This window comes from Pseudomonas sp. LBUM1652 (assembly GCF_059716105.1).
In genome coordinates, this window is sequence record NZ_CP166804.1 from 5,052,313 (window position 1) to 5,073,255 (window position 20,943).

Annotated in this window: 16 protein-coding genes; 9 read left to right on the forward strand and 7 right to left on the reverse strand. The window is 60.2% G+C overall.

The window, feature by feature from the left end; translation table 11 throughout:
* Positions 1 to 61: 61 nt before the first annotated feature.
* Complete coding sequence (gene metE, locus ACA069_RS22760; protein WP_497615265.1) at positions 62 to 2,374, reverse strand: 5-methyltetrahydropteroyltriglutamate--homocysteine S-methyltransferase; 2,313 nt, start codon at positions 2,372 to 2,374, stop codon at positions 62 to 64.
* Between the two features lie 112 nt (positions 2,375 to 2,486).
* Here metE and metR point away from each other — a divergent pair, with 112 nt between their 5' ends.
* Both metR and ACA069_RS22770 read left to right on the forward strand, forming a co-directional pair.
* Positions 2,487 to 3,404: a transcriptional regulator MetR gene (gene metR / locus ACA069_RS22765; RefSeq protein WP_187680192.1), complete on the forward strand. Its 918-nt coding sequence runs from the start codon at positions 2,487 to 2,489 to the stop codon at positions 3,402 to 3,404.
* 352 nt (positions 3,405 to 3,756) lie between these two features.
* Complete coding sequence (locus ACA069_RS22770) at positions 3,757 to 4,005, forward strand: DUF6124 family protein (RefSeq protein ID WP_497615266.1); 249 nt, start codon at positions 3,757 to 3,759, stop codon at positions 4,003 to 4,005.
* Between the two features lie 202 nt (positions 4,006 to 4,207).
* Here ACA069_RS22770 and ACA069_RS22775 read toward each other — a convergent pair whose 3' ends face one another.
* The 4 genes from ACA069_RS22775 to nosR form a co-directional block, all read right to left on the reverse strand.
* Positions 4,208 to 4,705, reverse strand: coding sequence for a GNAT family N-acetyltransferase (locus ACA069_RS22775; RefSeq protein WP_497615267.1), 498 nt, complete (start codon positions 4,703 to 4,705; stop codon positions 4,208 to 4,210).
* A 1-nt stretch (position 4,706) separates the two neighbouring features.
* On the reverse strand, positions 4,707 to 5,345 hold the full coding sequence (locus ACA069_RS22780) for a LysE family translocator (RefSeq protein WP_497615268.1): 639 nt from the start codon (positions 5,343 to 5,345) through the stop codon (positions 4,707 to 4,709).
* A 23-nt stretch (positions 5,346 to 5,368) separates the two neighbouring features.
* On the reverse strand, positions 5,369 to 5,803 hold the full coding sequence (locus tag ACA069_RS22785) for an NUDIX hydrolase (RefSeq protein WP_497615269.1): 435 nt from the start codon (positions 5,801 to 5,803) through the stop codon (positions 5,369 to 5,371).
* A 66-nt stretch (positions 5,804 to 5,869) separates the two neighbouring features.
* Positions 5,870 to 7,231, reverse strand: a complete 1,362-nt coding sequence (gene nosR, locus ACA069_RS22790; RefSeq protein ID WP_497615270.1) for a response regulator c-di-GMP phosphodiesterase, NosR family — start codon at positions 7,229 to 7,231, stop codon at positions 5,870 to 5,872.
* Positions 7,232 to 7,483: 252 nt separating this feature from the next.
* On the opposite strand from nosR, the gene ACA069_RS22795 reads away from it, so the two are divergent.
* Genes ACA069_RS22795 through ACA069_RS22815 form a run of 5 tightly spaced genes read left to right on the forward strand, consistent with a single transcriptional unit; the run spans position 7,484 to position 15,821 of the window.
* Positions 7,484 to 9,745 carry an EAL domain-containing protein gene (locus tag ACA069_RS22795; protein ID WP_497615271.1) on the forward strand — a complete coding sequence of 754 codons (2,262 nt, stop codon included), beginning with the start codon at positions 7,484 to 7,486 and terminating at the stop codon, positions 9,743 to 9,745.
* Entirely contained in the window at positions 9,742 to 11,613 is a 1,872-nt protein-coding gene (locus ACA069_RS22800) for a putative bifunctional diguanylate cyclase/phosphodiesterase (protein ID WP_497615272.1), read from the forward strand. The genes ACA069_RS22795 and ACA069_RS22800 overlap by 4 nt, the downstream gene beginning before the upstream one ends.
* 43 nt (positions 11,614 to 11,656) lie before the next feature.
* Positions 11,657 to 12,610, forward strand: coding sequence for a cytochrome-c peroxidase (locus ACA069_RS22805; RefSeq protein ID WP_187680199.1), 954 nt, complete (start codon positions 11,657 to 11,659; stop codon positions 12,608 to 12,610).
* Positions 12,607 to 14,421, forward strand: coding sequence for a DAHL domain-containing sensor histidine kinase (locus ACA069_RS22810; protein WP_497615273.1), 1,815 nt, complete (start codon positions 12,607 to 12,609; stop codon positions 14,419 to 14,421). Before ACA069_RS22805 ends, ACA069_RS22810 begins: the two co-directional genes overlap by 4 nt.
* On the forward strand, positions 14,418 to 15,821 hold the full coding sequence (locus ACA069_RS22815) for an ATP-binding protein (RefSeq protein ID WP_497615274.1): 1,404 nt from the start codon (positions 14,418 to 14,420) through the stop codon (positions 15,819 to 15,821). The genes ACA069_RS22810 and ACA069_RS22815 overlap by 4 nt, the downstream gene beginning before the upstream one ends.
* A 7-nt stretch (positions 15,822 to 15,828) precedes the next feature.
* Here the strand turns inward: ACA069_RS22815 and ACA069_RS22820 are convergent, their stop codons facing one another.
* Together ACA069_RS22820 and ACA069_RS22825 are read right to left on the reverse strand one after the other, a co-directional pair.
* Complete coding sequence (locus tag ACA069_RS22820; protein ID WP_401266438.1) at positions 15,829 to 17,154, reverse strand: APC family permease; 1,326 nt, start codon at positions 17,152 to 17,154, stop codon at positions 15,829 to 15,831.
* A gap of 284 nt (positions 17,155 to 17,438) precedes the next feature.
* Positions 17,439 to 18,260 carry a carbon-nitrogen hydrolase family protein gene (locus tag ACA069_RS22825; RefSeq protein WP_497615275.1) on the reverse strand — a complete coding sequence of 274 codons (822 nt, stop codon included), beginning with the start codon at positions 18,258 to 18,260 and terminating at the stop codon, positions 17,439 to 17,441.
* Between the two features lie 125 nt (positions 18,261 to 18,385).
* On the opposite strand from ACA069_RS22825, the gene ACA069_RS22830 reads away from it, so the two are divergent.
* Together ACA069_RS22830 and ACA069_RS22835 are read left to right on the forward strand one after the other, a co-directional pair.
* Positions 18,386 to 19,186 (forward strand): helix-turn-helix transcriptional regulator, encoded by an 801-nt coding sequence (locus ACA069_RS22830; protein ID WP_187680203.1) that lies wholly within the window; start codon positions 18,386 to 18,388, stop codon positions 19,184 to 19,186.
* Positions 19,187 to 19,294: 108 nt separating this feature from the next.
* Positions 19,295 to 20,914, forward strand: coding sequence for an FMN-binding glutamate synthase family protein (locus tag ACA069_RS22835; protein ID WP_497615276.1), 1,620 nt, complete (start codon positions 19,295 to 19,297; stop codon positions 20,912 to 20,914).
* Positions 20,915 to 20,943 lie beyond the last annotated feature (29 nt).

Consider the following 20,943-nt stretch of genomic DNA (forward strand, 5'->3'; position numbering starts at 1 on the left):
CTGCGCTGATCAACAATCTGAAAAGCCAGCCGCACGCAAAGGCTGGCTTTTTTGCGGCCAGTTACGCCAACAGACTGCGCAACTGCCGGGCCGCCGCCACCATGTTCACCAGTGCCGCTTCCGTTTCCGGCCAGGCCCGCGTCTTCAAGCCGCAATCGGGGTTGACCCAAAGCCGTTCGGCGGGAATCCGCTGCACCGCCTTCTTCATCAACTTGACCATCTCGGCGGTATCCGGCACCCGTGGCGAGTGGATGTCGTAGACGCCCGGGCCAATGTCGTTGGGGTAGTCGAACGCTTCGAAGGCTTCGAGCAATTCCATGTCCGACCGCGAGGTTTCGATGGTGATCACGTCCGCGTCCATGTCGGCAATCGCCTTGATCACGTCGTTGAATTCGCTGTAGCACATGTGGGTGTGGATCTGGGTTTCATCCTTCACGCCCGACGCCGTCAGACGGAAGGCCTCAACGGCCCAATCCAGATACGCCTGCCATTGTGCGCGGCGCAGCGGCAGGCCTTCGCGGAATGCCGCTTCGTCGATCTGCACGATCTTGATCCCGGCGTTTTCCAGATCCACCACTTCGTCACGCAGGGCCAGCGCCAATTGCTGCGCCTGGACTTTGCGCGACACATCTTCACGCGGGAACGACCACATCAGCATGGTCACCGGGCCGGTCAGCATGCCTTTGATGACCTTGTCGGTCAGGCCTTGGGCGTAGGTGATCCAGTCGACGGTCATGGCATTCGGGCGACTGAGGTCGCCATAAATCACGGCCGGTTTCACACAACGCGAACCATAGCTCTGCACCCAGCCGAAACGGGTGAACAGGTAGCCGTCGAGCTGCTCGGCGAAGTACTCGACCATGTCGTTGCGCTCGGCCTCACCGTGTACCAGCACATCCAGCCCCAGGCGTTCCTGAATCTTCACGGCGTGGCGAATTTCGCTGCGCATGGCGTCGTGGTAATCGTTGGCCGACAGCTTGCCCTGCTTGAACGCCTGGCGCGCCAGACGGATTGAGCCGGTCTGTGGAAAAGAACCGATGGTGGTGGTCGGGAACGTCGGCAATTGCAGGCGCGCCTGTTGTTGGGCGATGCGTTTGGCAAACGGCGAATGACGCTGACTGTCGCTGGCATTGATCGCCTTGATCCGCGCTTGTACCTCGGCATTGTGGACGCGTGGCGACTGCGCACGGCTGGCCTGAATCGCTCGGTTCTCGGCCAATGCGCTTTGCACTTTGGGCGCCTGTGGATCGTTCAAGGCATCGCGCAACACGGAGATTTCGCTGCACTTCTGCACGGCAAACGCCAACCAACTCTTGAGCTCCGGATCGAGCTTGTCTTCACGCTCGACATCCACCGGGCTGTGCAGCAACGAACAGGAACTGCTGACCCACAGGTTGTCGCCGAAACGCTCCTGCGCCGGCTGCAGTTGTGCCAGCGCCTGCTCCAGTTCGCAGCGCCAGACGTTGCGCCCGTTGACCAGCCCCACCGAAAGAATCTTGTAAGTCGGCAGGCGATCCAGCACCTGGCCAAGTTGCTCCGGCGCCCGCACCGCGTCGATGTGCAGACCTTGCACCGGCAGGCCCACGGCCAGGCCGAGGTTGTCTTCAAGGCCACTGAAGTACGTCGCCACGAGTTTCTTCAGCGGCGAATACTGGAGGATGTGATAAGCGCGTTCGAAGGCGCTTTTCCACGCTTGCGGCAGGTCGAGGGTGAGGATCGGCTCGTCGATCTGCACCCACTCCACGCCTTGCTCGGCGAGGCGCACGAGAATCTGGTTGTAGATCGGCAGCAGACGCTCAAGCAAGTCGAGCTTGTCGAAGTCGTTGCCTTTCGCCTTGCCCAGCCACAGGTAAGTCAGCGGGCCGATGATCACCGGTTTGACGTTATGGCCCAGCGCCTTGGCTTCTTCGACTTCATCGAACAACTGTTCCCAGCTCAGCTTGAACTGTTGATCAGCGCTGAATTCCGGGACGAGGTAGTGGTAGTTGGTGTCGAACCACTTGGTCAGCTCTTGTGCATATTGAGTCTTGCCGTGGTCATCAGCGCAGCAACCAGCCGTGGCGCCGCGAGCCATGGCGAACAGCGTGTCGAGGGTCGGCTGGCCACGCTCGTCGCGTACGCCGTCAAAACGCTCAGGGATCACGCCGAAAGTCAGCGAGTGAGTCAGCACCTGGTCGTACCAGGCGAAGTCGCCGACCGGCAACAAGTCGATACCGGCAGCTTTCTGCAACTGCCAGTGAGTGGCGCGCAGATCACGGCCAACCTGGTTCAGCGCGGCCTGATCGAGATCGCCTTTCCAGTAGGCTTCGAGGGCTTTTTTCAGTTCGCGGTCGGCGCCGATGCGCGGGAAACCAAGGGTGTGGGCCACGGCCATGTCGAATGTGCTCCATTGCGTAAAAGATGGCGCCATTGTCGACAGTCAAGCCAACATGAGACAAACTCAACCTTTTCGTGTTGATCACAAGTTTTCCTCATGGAGCCAGCCGGTGCTTGAAATCCGTCACCTGAAAACCCTGCACGCACTGCGCGAAGCCGACAGCCTGGTCGATGCCGCCGACCGGTTGCACCTGACCCAATCGGCGCTGTCCCACCAGTTCAAGGAGCTTGAAGAACGGCTGGGAATGCCGTTGTTCGTGCGCAAGACCAAACCGGTGCGCTTCACCAGCGCCGGCCTGCGCCTGTTGCAACTGGCCGACGCCACCCTGCCGCTGCTGCGCGGCGCCGAGCGCGACATCGCTCGACTGGCCGGCGGCACTGCCGGACGCCTGCACATGGCGATCGAATGCCACAGCTGCTTTCAGTGGCTGATGCCGACCATCGACCAGTTCCGCGATGCGTGGCCGGAAGTCGAACTCGACCTCGCGTCGGGCTTCTCCTTCGCCCCGCTACCGGCCCTGGCCCGAGGTGATCTGGATTTGGTGGTGACCTCTGATCCGCTGGAAATCGCCGGCATCACCTATGTGCCGCTGTTCACCTACGAAGCCATGCTCGCGGTGGCCAATCAGCACCCGCTGGCGAGCAAACCCTACATCGTCCCCGAAGACTTGTTGACAGAAACCCTGATCACTTACCCGGTGGAACGCGACCGACTGGACATCTTCACCCGCTTCCTTGAACCGGCCGACATCGAACCGGCGCTGGTGCGCACTTCGGAGCTGACGGTAATGATGATGCAACTGGTCGCCAGCGGCCGAGGCGTTTGCGGCATGCCGCACTGGGCGCTGCATGAGTACAGCTCGCGCGGCTATGTGAAGGGCAAGCGCCTGGGCGAGAAAGGTCTGTTCGCCACGCTGTACGCCGGGATACGCGCCGACATGCTCGATGCGCCGTACATGCGCGATTTTCTGCTGACGGCCAAGGACACTTCGTTTTCGACGCTGGATGGTGTTAGCGCGGTGCGCTGAAACTCCAAAATCAAAAAATCTTAAACGGCTGCTGTTTAAACGACATGTCCAGACATGGACTCAGGCTACGCAACCTTGCGTCACTGCCTACAGCTACGCCAGAATCCGCCGGCTTGTGCGCCTTGTGCCTGACCTCTATCGTTTGTCGGTCGCTGAACATTCAGCGATCGGGTTTAGCGACTCGACCAGGTATTAAGTCCAAACATGCGCCAGTTTTTGGTGGCTGTACGTGGGAGACCTTCGGGTCTGCCGGGTCTTATACCTCTCGGTTCGCTAACCCGCGTACAGCTGCCACCCTTACTTGTTTAGCGACAGGTGTTGGTGGAACACCAGGTATAAATGGAGATTCGCCATGTTCAAGGTAACGCCCAACCCGCCTCGCCTCCCCAGCACCCTGTTCCACGTCACTCCCGACACCGATAACGAAACCCTCCTCGCCCACGCCTGTGAATCCCTTGCCTCGGCAAGTGTGATGCTCAGTGATTTCGCCGGCCTGCTCGACACGCCGCATCGCAACACCTTGCTCGGCATTCAGCAGGTGGTGATGCTCGGCGAACTGACGGTAAACCGGGCATTGGACAACCTCGATCCCACTGCCTGAACATTTGCCGTATAAAAAGATTCATTGTGGTGAGGGGATTTATCCCCGATGGGCTGCGCAGCAGTCCTGAAACCTGTGCACACGGTGTTTCAGAGAGACCGCGTTTGTAGGGTTTGGGACTGCTTCGCAGCCCATCGGGGATAAATCCCCTCGCCACAAAAGCCCCTCTCTTAGGGTAATGCTGTTCACTTAGGTGGGAGGGTCAGAGTTCACGCCACATGTGGATCTTGTCGAAGTAGTCTTCGCCGACTCGCACCGCCAGCGGTTCCAGACCGAACTGGATAAATCCGCAGCGCTGGTACAGCTTGAAGGCCGCATCGTTGCCGGCGGTGACGGTGAGCTGGATGAGTTTCAGCCCGGGGTGGTTTTGTGCCTCGGTCAGCGCGGCTTGCACCAGTTCGAAACCGAGACCGTGTTGGCGATAATCTGCCGAGACGTACATGCCGAACAGGGTTGTCTTGTGCTGGGCCTTTTCGCGCGGTTCGAACGCCAACCCGACAATGCCGGCCAACACCCCCGCTTCAAATGCACCCAGCACCACATCAAGCTTGCTGGTCAGCCGCGCTTCCCACCAGCTCAACGGCATCGCCGCGCGTTCGCGCACGCTGGAGGTGAACGCCTGTGGATGGCGGTCGTAGGCTTCAAGCATCAGTTCGCGATAGGCCAGGGCATGGCTGGCATCCAGCCGCTCAATCCACATCTCAAGCGCCTCGCCGTTGTTCAAGCATCAACCGCACGGCCAGGCCGCCGAGCACCATCCCCATGAAGTAACGCTGCATCGCCAGCCACGTCGGGTTGCGCAAGAACCACGAAGCGATGCCGGCAGCGAAAAGTGCGATCAGCAAGTTGACGCAGAAACTGACGCTGATCTGGGTCAGGCCGAGGATGATGCTCTGGGTGAACACCGAGCCGTGTTCAGGGGTGATGAATTGCGGAAACACCGAGAGGTAGAACACGGCGATTTTCGGGTTCAGAGCGCTGGTGAGAAAACCCATGGTGATCAGTTTGCGTGACGAATCAGCCGGCAACTGCTGAGCTTCGAACGGCGAACGCGCGCCGGGTTTCACCGCTTGCCAGGCCAGCCACAGCAGGTACAGCGCACCGGCCCACTTCAACACTTCATAGGCCATTGGCACCGCAAGAAACACCGCCGTCAAACCGGCGGCGGCGGCAAACAGATGCACAAAGAACCCGGCCACCACGCCGAGCAACGATGTCACGCCAGCCTTGCGTCCCTGACAGATCGAACGCGAGATCAGGTAGATCATGTTCGGCCCCGGCGTCAGCACCATCAGCAACGCGGCGGCGGCGAAGATCAGCAGGTCTTGAAGCGGGATCATGGCAACGTCCTTTGCGGGGATGATCAGGCGATGGCGGTGAGCGAACGGCGATAAAACGGCAGGATCAGGTCGCGTGTCAATGGCGCCAGGTCGATAGCAGGATCAGTGGCCGGATCGACCCAGATCACCTCTTCGATTTCGGCTGCCGGGCAGACCTCGGCATCGATGGTCAGTTGAAAGATCTCGGCCTGTACGACAAACCCCGGCTCATTGGCGGCGGGTGCGGAGAACTGGCCGAGGAAAGTGGCCTGCGTCGGGTCGATCAGCAATCCCAGCTCTTCCTCCAGCTCACGGGCCAGGGCATGTACTGGCAACTCGTGCGGTTCGATCTTGCCGCCCGGTTGCATGAACGCCGTGGTGCCGCGTTTGCGCACCAGCAGGGTCTGGCCATCGGCATTGAGCAACAGGGCAGCGGCGATGCGAATGATGCGCGGGGAGACAACGGATGCAGAGGTCATGGGTGAGCCACCGGCCTGGAAAAACCGCAAGGATCCCACGCCCCGCCCATGGCGTCACCTCACCGGTCATCCACTCTGGGCGTTGAGCGCCGCCTCAACCTCCTCGGGCACCTTGACGAAAATCTTGTATTGGCCGCCTTCCATGGCCTCAAAGGCAATCAGCTTTTCCACCAACAGTCCGCTGAGAACCTTGCCGGCATTGAGCAACAACATGCCGTTATCGGCATTGAGATTGCGCGCCAGAATCATCCCTGCCGCCAGATCCCGCGTGGTCAGCACCTTGACCGTCGGATCGGCCAGGGTGACGTCGCTGAGGAAGGCCGCACACACCTGAATGAAATCTTCGACCAGTTCCGGGTCGTACAATCGCCCGGCGTACTGACGCAGGTACAGCAGCGCTTCATCGCTGTTCATATGCCGTTCAAGGATCAAACCGCGTTGCAACTCGACGAAATCCACCGCCAGTTTCAGCAAGCGTGAACCGAACGGAATCGCCTCACCCTTGAGCCGGTCGGGAAAGCCGCTGCCGTCCCAACGCTCCTGGTGATGCAAGATCAGCCGTGCGGCATCCTTCATCGGGTCCAGCGTCATCAGCAGTGATTCGCTCTGCTTTGGATAAGCGCGATAACGCTCGCGATCGTTATGGCGCAGCAGATCCGATGGCGTCGTCATCATGCCGTCGGTCCAGCTCAGCTTGCCGATGTTGTAGAGCGCCGCGGCCATGGTCAGGTCGCGGCTGGTGGCTTCATCCAGACCATGTTGTGTGCAGTAACTGCGCACTAATTCGATGATCTGCCGGTTGGTCTGTTTGGCCGGGGGCAAGCGCAGGTTGGCCAGCAGCGAAAACACCTCAGTGCCGGTGACATAACTGTGTTTGAGCTCTTCGTACGCCAGATCGAGCATGTCGGCGGTCTGTTGCAGTTCGGCTGTGCGCGAGGCGACATGTTTTTCCAGGGTGCTGTTGAGCAACTTGAGCTGGTCGTTCTGCACCCGGGTCAAGCGCTCCAGGCGCTGGCGCTCCTGCTCGGATTGTTGATGCTCAAGGGATTGACGCAGGATCAGCAGCAACTCTTCGTCATTCCACGGTTTGCTGATGTAACGGTGAATCTGCCCGTCATTGATCGCCTTGATGATGGCGGACGGGTCGGCATAGCCGGTAAGCATGATGCGCACGGTTGCCGGATGGCGTTCGCGGACTTGGGCCAGCAACGAGGCGCCGTCCATAGTGGGCATGCGGGCATCGCTCATCACCAGGTCCACCGGCTGCTGCGCCAACAGTTCCAGCGCCTGGGCACCGCTGGTCGCCAGCAGGACATCATAGGGCTGGCTCCGCAACAGGCGGCGCAAGCTGTTGAGGATCGATTCCTCGTCATCGACCAGCAACACTTTGGGACGGTGTGGCTGCGGCGGGGCGGTTTGCTCTTCCATGGCGTGACCTCAAGCATTACAGGGGCAAACGACGCAACGGGCCGACCGCCTCGCTGGCCCGCGCCTGAGTCAAAGGCTAGATGATTTTTGGCAGCCTTCACGCAAATCTTCGGCGCGAATGCGCATGCGAAGTAACGGGACGCCAACTATGCTCAATAGGTTGAACGACTCCGTCGGTCTTCGAACAGGCCTGTGCCGAGGGAAACGGATGCTCCCGATGACAACACCATATGACCCCATGGTCGGTGCGGCATGAACCTGCCCCCCGCGCTCGTCAATCGACGTGTGCTGATCGTCGATGACAGCCCGGCGATCCATGGCGACTTCGCCAAGATTCTCTGCCCCGCCACCCCGGCGGACGACGGCCTGGGTGAGACCGAAAGCCTGTTGTTTGGTACACCGTCTGCGGTACGGACCCCGCATTTCGAACTGGACTCGGCGTTTCAGGGCCGTGAAGCGCTGGACAAGCTCAAAGCCGCGCTGGCCGACAATCGCCCCTATGCCATGGCCTTTATCGACATGCGTATGCCGCCGGGCTGGGATGGTCTGGAGACCATCGAACGGCTGTGGCAAGTCGACCCCAAGTTGCAGGTCGCCCTCTGCACGGCCTATTCCGACTATTCCTGGGAAGACATCGACCGCCGCCTGGCGCTGAACGACCGCCTGCTGATTCTGAAAAAGCCCTTCGATGCGATCGAGATCCGCCAGATGGCCAGCGCCCTGACGGTCAAATGGCAAATGACTGAAGACGCCGCGCTGAAAATGAACCTGCTGGAACAGGCGGTTCAGGCGCGCACCCGGGAACTGTCCGACGCCAATATGATCGTGCAGAACAGCCCGACCATCCTGTATCGACTGCGCGGCGATCCGTCGTTTGCCTTGATGTATATCTCCCACAACATCACTCGCTACGGCCATGTCGCGGCGGATCTGGTGGGCTCACCGAACTGGGCGCAGGCACTGATTCATCCCGATGATCAGGCCAACGTCGATGCGGCAATGGCCCGGGTACTGGATCGGCACGCGTCGGGCGCAACCATCGAGTTTCGTCTGCGCACCGGCCAGGGCACCTGGCGCTGGGTAGAAAACCGCTACATACCGGTACGCGATCATGACGGCCGTCTGCTTGAAGTCGAGGGCATCATTCTGGACATTACCGAGCGCCGTCTGGTCGAGGACAAACTGGCGTTGCTGGCCCGCTCCGACGGCCTGACGGGGCTTACCAACCGCGCCACGCTGATCGAGCGCCTGCACCAGGCGTTCGCCGCCGCGCGCCGTGGCGCCATGCCGTTCGCGGTGTTTTACCTGGATCTGGATCACTTCAAGCGCATCAATGACACCTTGGGCCATCCGGTCGGCGATCTGCTGTTGCAGGAAGTCGCCCGCCGCATCAGATCCAGCGTGCGCGAAAACGACATCGTGGCGCGTCTGGGCGGCGACGAGTTCGCGATTCTGCAACTGGACGTCAGCGACCCGACCCAATCGGCCGCCATGGCCACCCATATCCGTGACAAGCTGCTGGCGCCCTACAACCTGGCCGGCAATGCCCTGCACATCTCGGTCAGCATCGGCATCAGCAGTTACAGCGCCGTCAGCCTCGACGCCGACAGCCTGCTGGGGCAGGCCGACATGGCGCTGTACCGCGCCAAGGAAATGGGCCGCAACCAGTACCACTTCCACTCAGAGGAGATCTCCCGGGAAGTGGCGGAACGCATGACCATTGTCAGCGAATTGATGACGGCCCTCGAAGGGGATGAGTTGAGGCTGCATTACGCCCCGGAGATGGACCTGCACAGTGGCAGGATTCTGGGCATGGAGGCGCAAGTCCTCTGGCAGCACCCACGCCTTGGCCTGTTGCCGGCCAGCGCCTTTGTACCGGCAGCGGAAAGAACCGGCGCGATCATTCCTCTGGGGCGCTGGGTGCTGGATCGTGCCTGCCGCCAGATGCAGATCTGGCGCGACGAAGGCGTGGCACCACCGGTGATCGCGATCAAGCTTTCTCTGGCCCAACTCAAGAGTGGTCACGAGCTGATCTACGACGTTCTGCGCACCACCGCTCGCTGGGAGCTCGCGCCCTGGGACCTGCGTTTCGATGTCACCGAGGCGACACTGGCCCAGACCAAGTGGACTCACAACGACGCATTGCCGCGTCTGCGTGAACTGGGCGTGACCATTGCCATCGATGATTTCGGCACCGAATACTCCTCGTTCGATTACCTGAAAACCTACCGGGTTAATCACCTCAAACTCGCCCAGCGCTTCATCGACAGCGCAGCCCAGGATGCGGCCGGCGCCAATGCGCTGCGCGCCATCGTCAACTTCGCCCGGGATCTGGACATTGGCATCATCGCCGAAGGTCCGCCCAAGCCCGAGCAGCATTTCGCGCCGTCCACGGTCAGTCCCCTGCCCAGTGCGCAGGGGCTCTACTTCATCGAGGCGGTCAGCGCCGAGGAGGCTGGCCAACTGCTCAGAGACGGATGCAAGGCGGCGGACCCGCAGGAGGGTGAAGAATGAGCGCAGCATTCGCACAAACCAATCGGCGCATCCTGATCATCGATGACACACCGGCGATTCACGACGATTTCCGCAAGATCCTCGCCCCACAATCGTCGGACGAGGCCGATCTGAATCAGCTGGAACAGACGCTGTTCGGCACCCGTCTGACGACGCATCTGACCTTCCAGCTCGACTCCGCCTACCAGGGTCAGGAAGGGTTGGCGCTGGTTCAACGCGCACTCGCCGAGGGCAACCCGTACGCCCTCGCCTTCATAGACATGCGCATGCCGCCCGGCTGGGACGGTCTGGAAACCATCGAGCAACTGTGGCGCGTCGATCCGAACCTGCAAATTGCCTTGTGCACGGCCTATAGCGACTACAGCTGGGAAGCCATGGCTGAACGCCTGGAGTTCGGCGACCAGTTGCTGATCCTGAAAAAGCCGTTCGACAGTCTGGAAATCCGCCAGATGGCCAACGCCCTGACGTGGAAATGGCAACTGGCCCAGGACGCAGCGCTGAAGATGCTCGGCCTTGAGCAAAGCATCGAGGCGCGGGTGCATGAACTGCTGAAAGTCTCGCACCTGCTGCAATACGACACCCTCACAGGTCTGCCCAACAGCACCCTGCTCGGTGATCGCCTGAGCCATGCGATGGCCGTCTGCCGGCGCCATGACAAGCAACTGGTGGTGATGTTCCTCGGCCTGGATCGGTTCAAGCGCATCAACAATGCATTGGGCCATCCGGCGGGCGACGAGATGCTCAAACGGGTCGGCCAGCAACTGTTGCAGTGCGTCCGTGAGTCAGACTCGGTCTTTCGTTACGGTGGCGACGAGTTCGTGGTGATTCTCAGCGACATCAGCCATCCCCAGCAAACCCGTGGCATTGCCGAAAAAGTGCTCGCCGCCATCCGCCTGCCGCAGACGATTGCCGGTCATGACATCAGCGTTACCGCCTGCCTGGGCATCAGCGTCTATCCCGATGACGGCCTCGAGGCCATCGAGTTGATCAAAAAGGCCGAAACCGCGATGCGCAACTTCAAGGACAACGGCCCCGACAACATCGGTTTCTTCATCGATGCGATGAACCAGCGCGCCCGCGAACAGCAGAGCATCGAGTCGGGCATTCGCCGGGCCTTGCAACAGCAGGAATTCGTCTTGCACTACCAACCGAAAATCGATCTGCGCAGTGCCAGAGTGGTGGGTGCCGAGGCATTGGTGCGCTGGCAGAAACCGGGCCACGGCCTGGTCTATCCTTCGGACTTCATTCCGGTGGCCGAGGACAGCAAGCTGATCGTGCCGCTAAGCCAATGGGTGCTGGGCGAGGCCTGTCGCCAGACCCGGGCGTGGCAAGTCGCGGGACTGCCGACCATCCGCATGTCGGTGAACATTTCGCCCATCGACTTTCGCCAGCGTGACTTCGTCGAAAACGTCGAGCGGATACTCGAGCAAAGCGGTCTGGCCGCCGATTGGCTGGAGCTGGAAATCACCGAAGGCGTCCTGATGCAGAACGTCGAGGCGACGATGACCGTGCTCAATCGCCTGAAAGCGCTGGGGACACGACTGGCCATCGATGACTTCGGCACCGGTTATTCAAGCCTGAGCTACCTGCGCCGGTTTCCCGTTGATGTACTGAAGATCGATCAGTCGTTCATTCGCGGCCTGAGCAACGACAGCAACGACGCGGCCCTCGTTAGCGCCATTATCAGCCTGGGCAAGAGCCTGCGGTTGAACGTCATCGCCGAAGGCATCGAAACCGCCGAGCAACTGGCTATTCTCAAGACCCAACATTGCGAAGAAGGCCAGGGCTACTACTTCAGCAAAGCCCTGCCGCCCGATGCGTTTGCACATTTGCTCGCCGGCGCAGGCCCCGCGCCATGGACGGTGTGATGAACAGCCCGACACCGGCCTCAAGTCTGGAAGACGTTTACCCATGAGCTTTTTGCGCCACGCCATCGTATTGGCCCTCTGCGGACTCTGTGCCAGCCCTCATGCGGAACCGCTGAACGAGCCGCTCAAACCCTTGCCGCCGGTGGTGCAACAGGATGCCCGACGGGTTGAACTCGGTCGCCGGTTATTCCACGAGCCTCGACTGTCGATCAACAACACGCTGTCGTGCGCCAGTTGCCACCAACTGGACAAGAACGGTGCCGACAGCCGTGCCTTTTCACTGGGTTTCGACGGCAAACCGGTGGCCTTCAACACGCCGACAGTGTTCAACGCCGCCCTGAACTTCCGCCAGTTCTGGGACGGCCGCACCGAGACGCTGGAGGAGCAGACCAACGTTGTCATCACCAGCCCGCATGAGATGGGTAGCGACTGGAACACTGTGGTCGAGCGCATCGCCAAAGACGCCGATTATCAGCGGGACTTCGCCGCCAGTTACCCGAACGGCGTGACCAAGGCCAATATCCAGCAAGCGCTGGCCACCTTCGAACGCACCTTGCTGACGCCCGACTCCCGCTTCGATCAATACCTGTTGGGCAACACCGACATCCTGACCCTGGAGGAAAAGTACGGCTACCAGCGCTTCAAGGAATACGGCTGCATTGCCTGCCATCAAGGGGTGAACATCGGCGGCAACATGTTCCAGAAATTTGGCGTGTTCGGCGACTACATCGCCGATCGCGGCAACCCGACCGGGGCCGATCAGGGGCGCTTCAATGTCACCGGCGACGAAGCCGATCGTGCCGTGTTCAAAGTGCCGAGTCTGCGCAATGTCGCGCTCACCGCGCCGTACTTTCACGACGGCTCGGCGCCCACCCTCGAACGGGCCGTGGACGCGATGTTCCAGTACCAGTTGGGGCGCATGCCCAGCGAAGAGGACAAAACACTGATCATCCTGTTTCTCAAGACCCTGACCGGCCAATGGGAGGGCAAGCCATGAACACCATCTCACGTCGCGGCAGCCTGCTGTTGCTCACACTGGTGGTTGTCGTGCTGGCCTCGACGCTGTTGTTTCTTTACCTCAAGTCCAGAACCGAACAGACCATGACCTACACCGAGTCTCGGGATTTGATCCGGCAGATCAAACAGCAGAACGCCCTGTGGGAAAATGAGGTGCTCAAAGCCAGGGTGGCGATCTCGTACAACTACGACCCCCTGGTCTCGCCCATGAACGAAATGACTCGACTGTGGCAGCGCTTCGATTCTCTGGAATCCGGCCATGGTCGCAATGACTCGGCGCAATGGAGCGTCGCCCACGAGGGCTACCGGCAAGCGACGCAGGAAAAAATCCGGCTGGTGGAACAGTTCAAATCGCACAATGCCTTGTTGCGCAACTCTCTGGCGTTCCTGCCGACGGCCGAAGACGACATCCACGCGCAACTGGCCAACCTGTCTGATTTCGACAAACTTCAGTTGCAGAACATCATCACCGACACCTACGACCTGCTGCTCAGTTCTCTGGAGTTCTCCCAGGTCACCTCCGCTGAAAAGGCCGCCGACATTGAGGTCGGGCTGAACAAACTGGCGGTGAATGCACAACGCCTGCCCGAGGATTTTCAGGCGCCGATCAGGATCATGAGCAATCACATCAAGCTGATTGCGCGCGAGCAGCCGCTGGTCAATCAGCTGCTGGAAAGCATCGAAGCCGTTCCCGTGGCCGAGCGTCTGGACACCATCACCACCATGCTTGACCGGGATCAGCAGCGGGTCGACGTCATCGAGAGGCAATACCACTTTTACCTGTTGCTGTTCGCCGTGCTGCTGATGCTGTCATTGATCTGGCTGACCGTTCGCCTGATCCGCAGCTTCGCCGAGATCAACCGAGTCAACACGGCTCTGCAAACCGCTAACGATGCACTGGAGCAACGGGTCGAGGAACGCACCCGCGAACTCAAGAATGCCCAGCGCGAACTGCTCGACGCTGCGCGTCAGGCCGGCATGGCGGAAATCGCGACCAATGTGCTGCACAACGTTGGCAATGTGCTCAACAGCGTGAACATTTCTTCCGACCTGATCGCGCGAAAGCTGCGTGCCAGCAAGACGCAGGGATTGGGCAAGGCGATGCAATTGATCAACGAGCATCCGCACGATCTTGGCCATTTTCTCAACGAGGATGCCAAGGGCAAATTGCTGCCCGGTTACCTCAATCAACTGGTCGGCGCGATCGCCCTGGAACAGCAGGAAATGGTCGACGAATTGAACCAGATGAACAAAAGCGTCGACCACATCAAGGACATCGTCGCCACCCAGCAGTCCTACGCTGGGGCCAACAGCATGACCGAGCCGCTGTTCATCAACGAACTGCTCGAGGATGCCCTGCGCATGAACGCCGGGGCACTGACCCGACATCACGTCACGGTGGTCAAGGAATACGCCGACGTGCCCCAGGTGATGGCCGACAAACACCGCTTGCTGCTGATCCTGATCAACCTCATCAGCAATGCCAAATACGCGATGTCCGACCTCAGCAACCGCCCACGCACCATGACCCTGGGGGTCAAAGTCGTGGAGGAAGACTTCCTCGAAATCAGCGTCAGGGACGATGGCGAGGGCATCGCGCCGGAGAACATGACGCGGATCTTTGCCCATGGCTTCACCACTCGCAAGGAGGGCCATGGTTTCGGCCTGCACAGCTGTGCCCTGGCGGCCATCGAGATGAACGGCCACCTCACCGCGCACAGCGACGGACCGGGCAAGGGTGCGTTATTCACCCTGCAAATTCCTCTGGTCAGCGTCACGGAGAACGCATGAGCGAGCTTTCGAACCGTCGCATTCTGCTCATCGACGACATGCCGTCGATTCATGAGGACTTTCGCAAGATTCTCGCTCCGGCGGCGCCACACTCGGTGGAGCTGGACGAAATCGAGACCGCGCTGTTCGGCACCGAGGCCCGCCCCCTGCGCCCCTTGTTCGAGCTGGACTCTGCCTACGGCGGTGAAGAAGGTCTGGGCAAACTGGTTCAGGCCATGCAGGAACAACGTCCCTACGCGCTGGCTTTCGTCGATATGCGCATGCCCGATGGCTGGGACGGCGCGAAAACCATCGAGCACCTGTGGCAACAGGATCCGCAGTTGCAAGTGGTGGTGTGTACCGCGTATTCGGATTATTCCTGGGACGAACTGCTGGAACGTCTGCACGCCCATGATCGGCTGCTGATCCTGAAGAAGCCGTTCGACAACATCGAAGTGCAGCAGATGGCTAACACCCTGCTGACCAAATGGCAGATGACTGAACGAGCCTCACTGCAAATGCACCAACTGGAACATCTGGTGGATCAGCGCACCGCGCAGTTCAAGCAGGCCAGCGAAGAACTGCAGCGAGAGATCGACGAGCGCAAGCAATTGGAAAGTCAGTTGGTGCAGTCGGAAAAACTCGCCTCACTCGGGCAATTGGCAGCGGGCGTGGCCCATGAAATCAATAACCCGATTGGCTTCATTTCCTCCAACCTCGGCACGCTGGACGGCTACTTCAAACAATTGCTGACCGTGCTTGATGCCTGCCAGACGCTCGATAACGCCGCGGACAGCGAAGCTGCGACACGGCTGGCGCAATTGCGCACAGAGGTCGAACTGGATTTTATGCTTGAAGACATTCCCGTGCTGATCCGCGAATCCAAGGAAGGCATCGGCCGCGTCGGGCAGATCGTCAAGGACTTGAAGGATTTCTCCCGGGTCGATTCCAATCAGCAGTGGCAGTGGGCCAATCTGCAGCAAGGCATCGAGTCGACCCTGAACATCGTCGCCAGTGAACTCAAATACAAGGCCGACGTGATCAAGGAGTATCAGGCATTGCCGGATATCGAGTGTCTACCCTCACAAATCAATCAGGTGATCATGAACCTGATCGTCAACGCCACCCAGGCCATGGGGCCGGAGCGTGGCACCATCACTTTGCGCACCGGGCAAGCGCAAGACACCGCCTGGGTTGAAGTCGCCGACACCGGTTCGGGCATCGCGCCGGACACCCTGCAAAAAATCTTCGACCCCTTCTTCACCACCAAACCCGTCGGTGAAGGGACCGGGCTTGGCTTATCCCTGTCTTACGGCATCGTGAAAAAACACGGCGGAAACATATCGGTGCGCAGCGAGCTGGGTGTGGGCACCACATTTCGTGTCGAACTGCCGATGCGCCAGAGCCGGCCCGCTGCCTGAAGGCGCCTCAGCTGGCTTCCTGGAAATCCATTTCCGGTGGCTGGCGACGGAAACCACCGGTCAGCACCGCCAGATACACCACGCCAATCGCCAGCCAGCTCAGGCCGAGCCAGACCGCCAGATGATCGAGGCTGACCATCAACCACAAGTCCGCGACCAGACCAATGAGCGGGAAAACCAGAAACAGCACCAGCTCACGCAGGCCCTTTTTTTCGCCGCCGATCCAGTAGTGAAAAATCACCGACAGATTCACCAGACTGAACGCGAGAAACGCGCCGAAGTTGATGAACGAGGTGGACGTCGTCACGTCGAGTTTCAGCGCCAGCAAAGCCACCACTGCGCAGAGCAGGATGCTGTTGACCGGCGTGCCAAAGCGCGCGTGCAGCGTGCCGAAGAAGGATTTCGGCAACACCCCGTCGCGCCCCATGGCAAACAGCAGTCGCGAACCACTGGCCTGCGCCGAAAGCCCCGAGGCGAACTGGCCGACAATCAGGCCGATGAGGAAGATCGAGACGAACAGGTCGCCGCCGATATTGCGCGCGATTTCATAAGCCGCCGAGTCGACGCTGTCGAACTGGAACGACGGGTGGGCGATCTGCACAAAGTAAGACACACCGACGAAGATCAGCCCGCCGATCAGGGTGATCAACATGATCGCCCGAGGAATGGTGCGGCGTGGATCGCGGGTTTCTTCTGTCAGGGTGCTGACCGCGTCGAAGCCCAGAAACGAGTAACAGGCGATGGCCGCGCCGCTCATGATCAGTGGCATCTGCATGTCGCCGTTGAAGAACGGCTTGATCGACCAAAGCGGCGTACTCGCGTCGCCACCGATGTAGTGCACGCACAGGGCGACGAAGGCGATCAGCACCAGAAACTGCACCAGCATCAGCAAGGCGTTAATGCCGTTGGCCAGTTTCAGGCCGACGATATTGATCGCGCTGGTGATGCCGATGAACGCCAGCACCCAGATCCATTGCGGGATCGACGGGAATGCCGAGGTCAGGTAAGCGGCGCCGATCAGCCAGATTGCCATTGGCAGAAACAGATAATCGAGCAGCACCGCCCAACCGGCGATAAAGCCGAGTTTCGGGCTGATGGCCTTGCGCACGTAGCTATAAGCAGAGCCGGCGACCGGGAACGCGGCGGCCATGCGACCGTAGCTCATGGCGGTGAAGAACATGGCGACCAGCGCCGCCAGATACGCGGCGGGCACCATGCCAGCGGTGGATTGCGCGAGGATGCCGAAGGTGCCGAGGACGATGATCGGCGTCATGTAGGCGATGCCGAACAGCACCACCGACCCTAGCGAAAGGGTGCGTTGCAAACGAGCCATGGGCGACTTACTCCGAAATATTATTGGATTTATGGCAGAGCCGAGTTCGGCGAATGTTGCGGGTTTGTTTTGTTGTTTTGGTGTGACTGAAATATTTGTACGACTTGAGATCTTTCCCCCTCACCCCAGCCCTCTCCCCCAGGGGGGGGCGAGGGGGAAAGGGGGCAGATTTTTGTCGCTTTCAAGCCCCGAGTTCGGCTGGATATCTCAGGTCGGTGTACTTCGAAAAAGCGACTCGGTCAGTCCCCTCTCCCACCGGGAGAGGGTTAGGGTGAGGGCAGCGGTTAACCGGCAGGAATCAACAACTCCCGAACACCCGAAGACCGCGCCACCACCTCCCCCGGCAATTTCAACCGCTGATCATCCAGATAGCGGTAATCCCTGCGCGCAATCTGCAACTGGCTGAAATCCAGCTCAACCGTGAACTGCCCTTCTTCACGCCCCGCCTCAAACAGCAAAGTCCCAAGCGGATCCACCAGCGCGCTGCCGCCGGCAAACATCAAACCGTCATCCCCTGCTTCCACCCGATTGACCATCAGCGCGAACGCCTGATTCTCCTGCGCGCGTGCCATGATCGCGGTGCGGTGAGTCGGGCCGTACGGGTCCATGTTGCCGTTGGTGACGATCAGCAGTTCAGCGCCGAGCTGTGCAAGAGCCCGGGCCGTTTCCGGGAATTCGATGTCGTAGCAGATCAGCAGACCGACGCGCACACCGTTCCACACGCAGGTCGCATAACGGTCACCGGCCTCGAACACACCGCGATCCGACGCCCACAGATGCGTCTTGCGATATTTCAGGGCGATGCCATCAGGGGTGATCAGCAGCGTGGTGTTGTAGAAGCGCCCGTTGTCGTTCTCGGCCATGCCGATCACCACAGCGATGTTGCGTTCGCGGGCGGCGGCCAGCACCGCGCTGACGGTCGGGCCATCCACCGGTTCAGATGTTTGTGCGACGGTGTTGGCGGTCGGGAAACCCATCAGGTGGGTTTCCGGAAACACGATCAGTTGCGTGTCGGCTGCACAAGCCGCAATTGCCGCCAGGGCGCGCTGGAGGTTGTAGGCAGTGCCATTGTCACGGCCCGCCAATTGGGCGAGTTCGACTTTCATGAGGTGTCCTTGTTCTATTGGCCGGGCGCTGAAAGATTGCCCGGTGCCTGTCTGTGGGCCAGTATGCGCAGCAAGCAACCGGCCAGGGAATCACGCGGCCGGGGTAACCCGATAGGGGTAGATCGATGACACTTTCGTTTGACGACATCACCTGGCACCGCGCCGTCGGGCAATTGATCGATGCGCTGGACAAGCCGAATTTCTGGGCACAACTGGTGCGTCTTCTCGATCAGTACGTGCCGTTCGATAGCTGGGTCGCGCTGCTGTTCAGCGCCGATCAGCACCCGCAAGTCTTTGCCGAATGCCCTGGTGAAGACGGTAGCCCTGATCAGTTGTTCCAGGATTATCTGCGCGGTCTGTACCTGCTCGATCCGTTCTACATCGCCTGCCGCGAGCAATCGCGCACCGGGTTGTATCGCCTCTCGGAAGTGGCGCCAGAACATTTCGAGCTGACCGAGTATTACCAGCGATACTTTCGTCTGAATGTGGTGGCCGACGAAATCCAGTTCAATTGTCAGCTCCAGGGTGAACGCACGTTGTGCCTGTCGCTGGGCAGCAAACAGCGTTTTACAGTTGAACAGATCGCGCTGTTGTCGCTGATTCAGCCGTGGGTATTAGGCTTGTTGCGCCAGCGTCTGCCTTACGAAATCAATGAAACCGTGTCCCTCGCGGCCTCACCTGCTCCGGCGGATTGGCGGGTGCAACTGGAAGCTTCGGTGCAACAACTCAAGGGCGCGCAACTGACCGCCCGGGAACTGGATGTCGGCCGCTTGATGCTCAGCGGTTGCTCGAGCAAAGAAATCGCTCGTAAGCTGGAAATCTCTGTAGAAACCGTGAAAGTCCATAAGAAACACATGTACAGCAAGCTCGGGATCAAGTCCCAGTCCGAGTTGTTTTCGATATTTCTCCAGGCACAAAACGCCTGAAAAGATCGCAGCCTTCGGCAGCTCCTACAGGGGCAAGCCATGCATCTAACTGTAGGACTGCCGCAGGCTACGATCTTTAAAACCCGAGTCCGAACCCAAGGAAACCGTATGAGCCTGTCACTCCTGAGCCGCTACGCCTTCTTTGCCGTCTGCGTGATTTTCACCCTCGCCAGCCTGCCTTTTCTCGAACACGACTGGCTGTGGCCAATCACCGCTGTGACCGGCGTATTGAGCCTGATCGGTATATTCGACCTGCTGCAAAGTCCGCACGCGGTGCGGCGCAATTATCCGATCCTGGGCAACATCCGTTATCTGGTCGAAGGCATCCGTCCGGAGATCCGCCAGTACCTGCTGGAATCCGACAGCGACGCCCTGCCCTTCTCCCGCGCACAGCGTTCGCTGGTGTATTCGCGGGCAAAGAATGAAAGCGCCGACAAGCCGTTCGGCACGCTGATCGATGTCTATCAGTCCGGCTTCGAGTTCATCGGCCACTCGATGCGCCCGGCGCCGTTGAGCGACCCGAGCAGTTTCCGCGTCACCGTCGGCGGCCCGCAGTGCACTCAGCCGTACTCGGCCTCGGTGTTCAATATTTCGGCGATGAGCTTCGGCTCGCTCAGCGCCAACGCCATTCGCGCGTTGAACCAGGGTGCGAAACTCGGCAACTTTGCCCACGACACCGGCGAAGGCAGCATCAGCCCGTATCACCGCGAACACGGCGGCGACCTGACCTGGGAGCTGGGCAGCGGCTACTTCGGCTGCCGCACCAGCGACGGCCGTTTCGACCCGGAACGCTTCGCCGTTCAGGCGCAGAATCCGCAAGTCCGCATGATCGAAATCAAGATGAGCCAAGGCGCCAAACCGGGCCATGGCGGGATTCTGCCCAAGCACAAAGTGACCAAGGAAATCGCCGAAACCCGCGGCATCATGATGGGCGAAGACTGCGTCTCGCCATCCCGCCACAGCGCGTTTTCCACGCCGCTGGAGATGATGCATTTCATCCAGCAATTGCGTGAACTGTCCGGCGGCAAACCGGTGGGTTTCAAGTTCTGCCTCGGCCATCCGTGGGAGTTCATGGGCATCGCCAAAGCCATGCTGGAAACCGGCATCCTGCCGGACTTCATCGTGGTCGATGGCAAGGAAGGCGGCACCGGCGCCGCGCCGGTGGAATTCACCGACCACATCGGCGTGCCGATGCGCGAAGGCCTGCTGTTCGTCCACAACACCCTGGTCGGCCTGAACCTGCGCGACAAGATCAAACTCGGCGCCAGCGGCAAGATCGTCAGCGCCTTTGACATCGCCAGCGTGCTGGCCATCGGCGCAGACTGGGCCAACTCCGCGCGCGGCTTCATGTTCGCCATCGGCTGCATCCAGTCGCAAAGCTGCCACACCAACAAATGCCCGACCGGCGTCGCCACTCAGGATGCGTTGCGCCAACGCGCACTGGTCGTGCCGGACAAAGCGCAGCGGGTATTCAACTTCCACCGCAACACGTTGAAGGCCCTGGCTGAAATGCTCGCGGCGGCCGGGCTGGACCATCCATCGCAACTGTCGGCCAAGCATCTGGTACGACGCATGTCGGCGACCGAGATCAAGCTGTTCTCGCAGTTGCATGTGTTTTTGAAGCCGGGGGAATTGCTCACCGGGGAAGTGAACGGAGAGTTCAATTCGCGGATGTGGCAGATGGCGCGGGCGGATAGTTTTGAGCCGCAGGAAGTGGCAGTGGCGTAATTACACTTGGGCGTACATACGCTATCGAG

What these genes read in the sequence shown, in the direction of transcription:
- metE (WP_497615265.1), bottom strand. Translation starts at nt 2,374, where the DNA reads ATGGCCGTGGCCCACACCCTTGGTTTCCCGCGCATCGGCGCCGACCGC.
- ACA069_RS22770 (WP_497615266.1), top strand. Translation starts at nt 3,757, where the DNA reads ATGTTCAAGGTAACGCCCAACCCGCCTCGCCTCCCCAGCACCCTGTTC.
- ACA069_RS22775 (WP_497615267.1), bottom strand. Translation starts at nt 4,705, where the DNA reads ATGTGGATTGAGCGGCTGGATGCCAGCCATGCCCTGGCCTATCGCGAA.
- ACA069_RS22780 (WP_497615268.1), bottom strand. Translation starts at nt 5,345, where the DNA reads ATGATCCCGCTTCAAGACCTGCTGATCTTCGCCGCCGCCGCGTTGCTG.
- ACA069_RS22785 (WP_497615269.1), bottom strand. Translation starts at nt 5,803, where the DNA reads ATGACCTCTGCATCCGTTGTCTCCCCGCGCATCATTCGCATCGCCGCT.
- nosR (WP_497615270.1), bottom strand. Translation starts at nt 7,231, where the DNA reads ATGGAAGAGCAAACCGCCCCGCCGCAGCCACACCGTCCCAAAGTGTTG.
- ACA069_RS22795 (WP_497615271.1), top strand. Translation starts at nt 7,484, where the DNA reads ATGAACCTGCCCCCCGCGCTCGTCAATCGACGTGTGCTGATCGTCGAT.
- ACA069_RS22800 (WP_497615272.1), top strand. Translation starts at nt 9,742, where the DNA reads ATGAGCGCAGCATTCGCACAAACCAATCGGCGCATCCTGATCATCGAT.
- ACA069_RS22805 (WP_187680199.1), top strand. Translation starts at nt 11,657, where the DNA reads ATGAGCTTTTTGCGCCACGCCATCGTATTGGCCCTCTGCGGACTCTGT.
- ACA069_RS22810 (WP_497615273.1), top strand. Translation starts at nt 12,607, where the DNA reads ATGAACACCATCTCACGTCGCGGCAGCCTGCTGTTGCTCACACTGGTG.
- ACA069_RS22815 (WP_497615274.1), top strand. Translation starts at nt 14,418, where the DNA reads ATGAGCGAGCTTTCGAACCGTCGCATTCTGCTCATCGACGACATGCCG.
- ACA069_RS22820 (WP_401266438.1), bottom strand. Translation starts at nt 17,154, where the DNA reads ATGGCTCGTTTGCAACGCACCCTTTCGCTAGGGTCGGTGGTGCTGTTC.
- ACA069_RS22825 (WP_497615275.1), bottom strand. Translation starts at nt 18,260, where the DNA reads ATGAAAGTCGAACTCGCCCAATTGGCGGGCCGTGACAATGGCACTGCC.
- ACA069_RS22830 (WP_187680203.1), top strand. Translation starts at nt 18,386, where the DNA reads ATGACACTTTCGTTTGACGACATCACCTGGCACCGCGCCGTCGGGCAA.
- ACA069_RS22835 (WP_497615276.1), top strand. Translation starts at nt 19,295, where the DNA reads ATGAGCCTGTCACTCCTGAGCCGCTACGCCTTCTTTGCCGTCTGCGTG.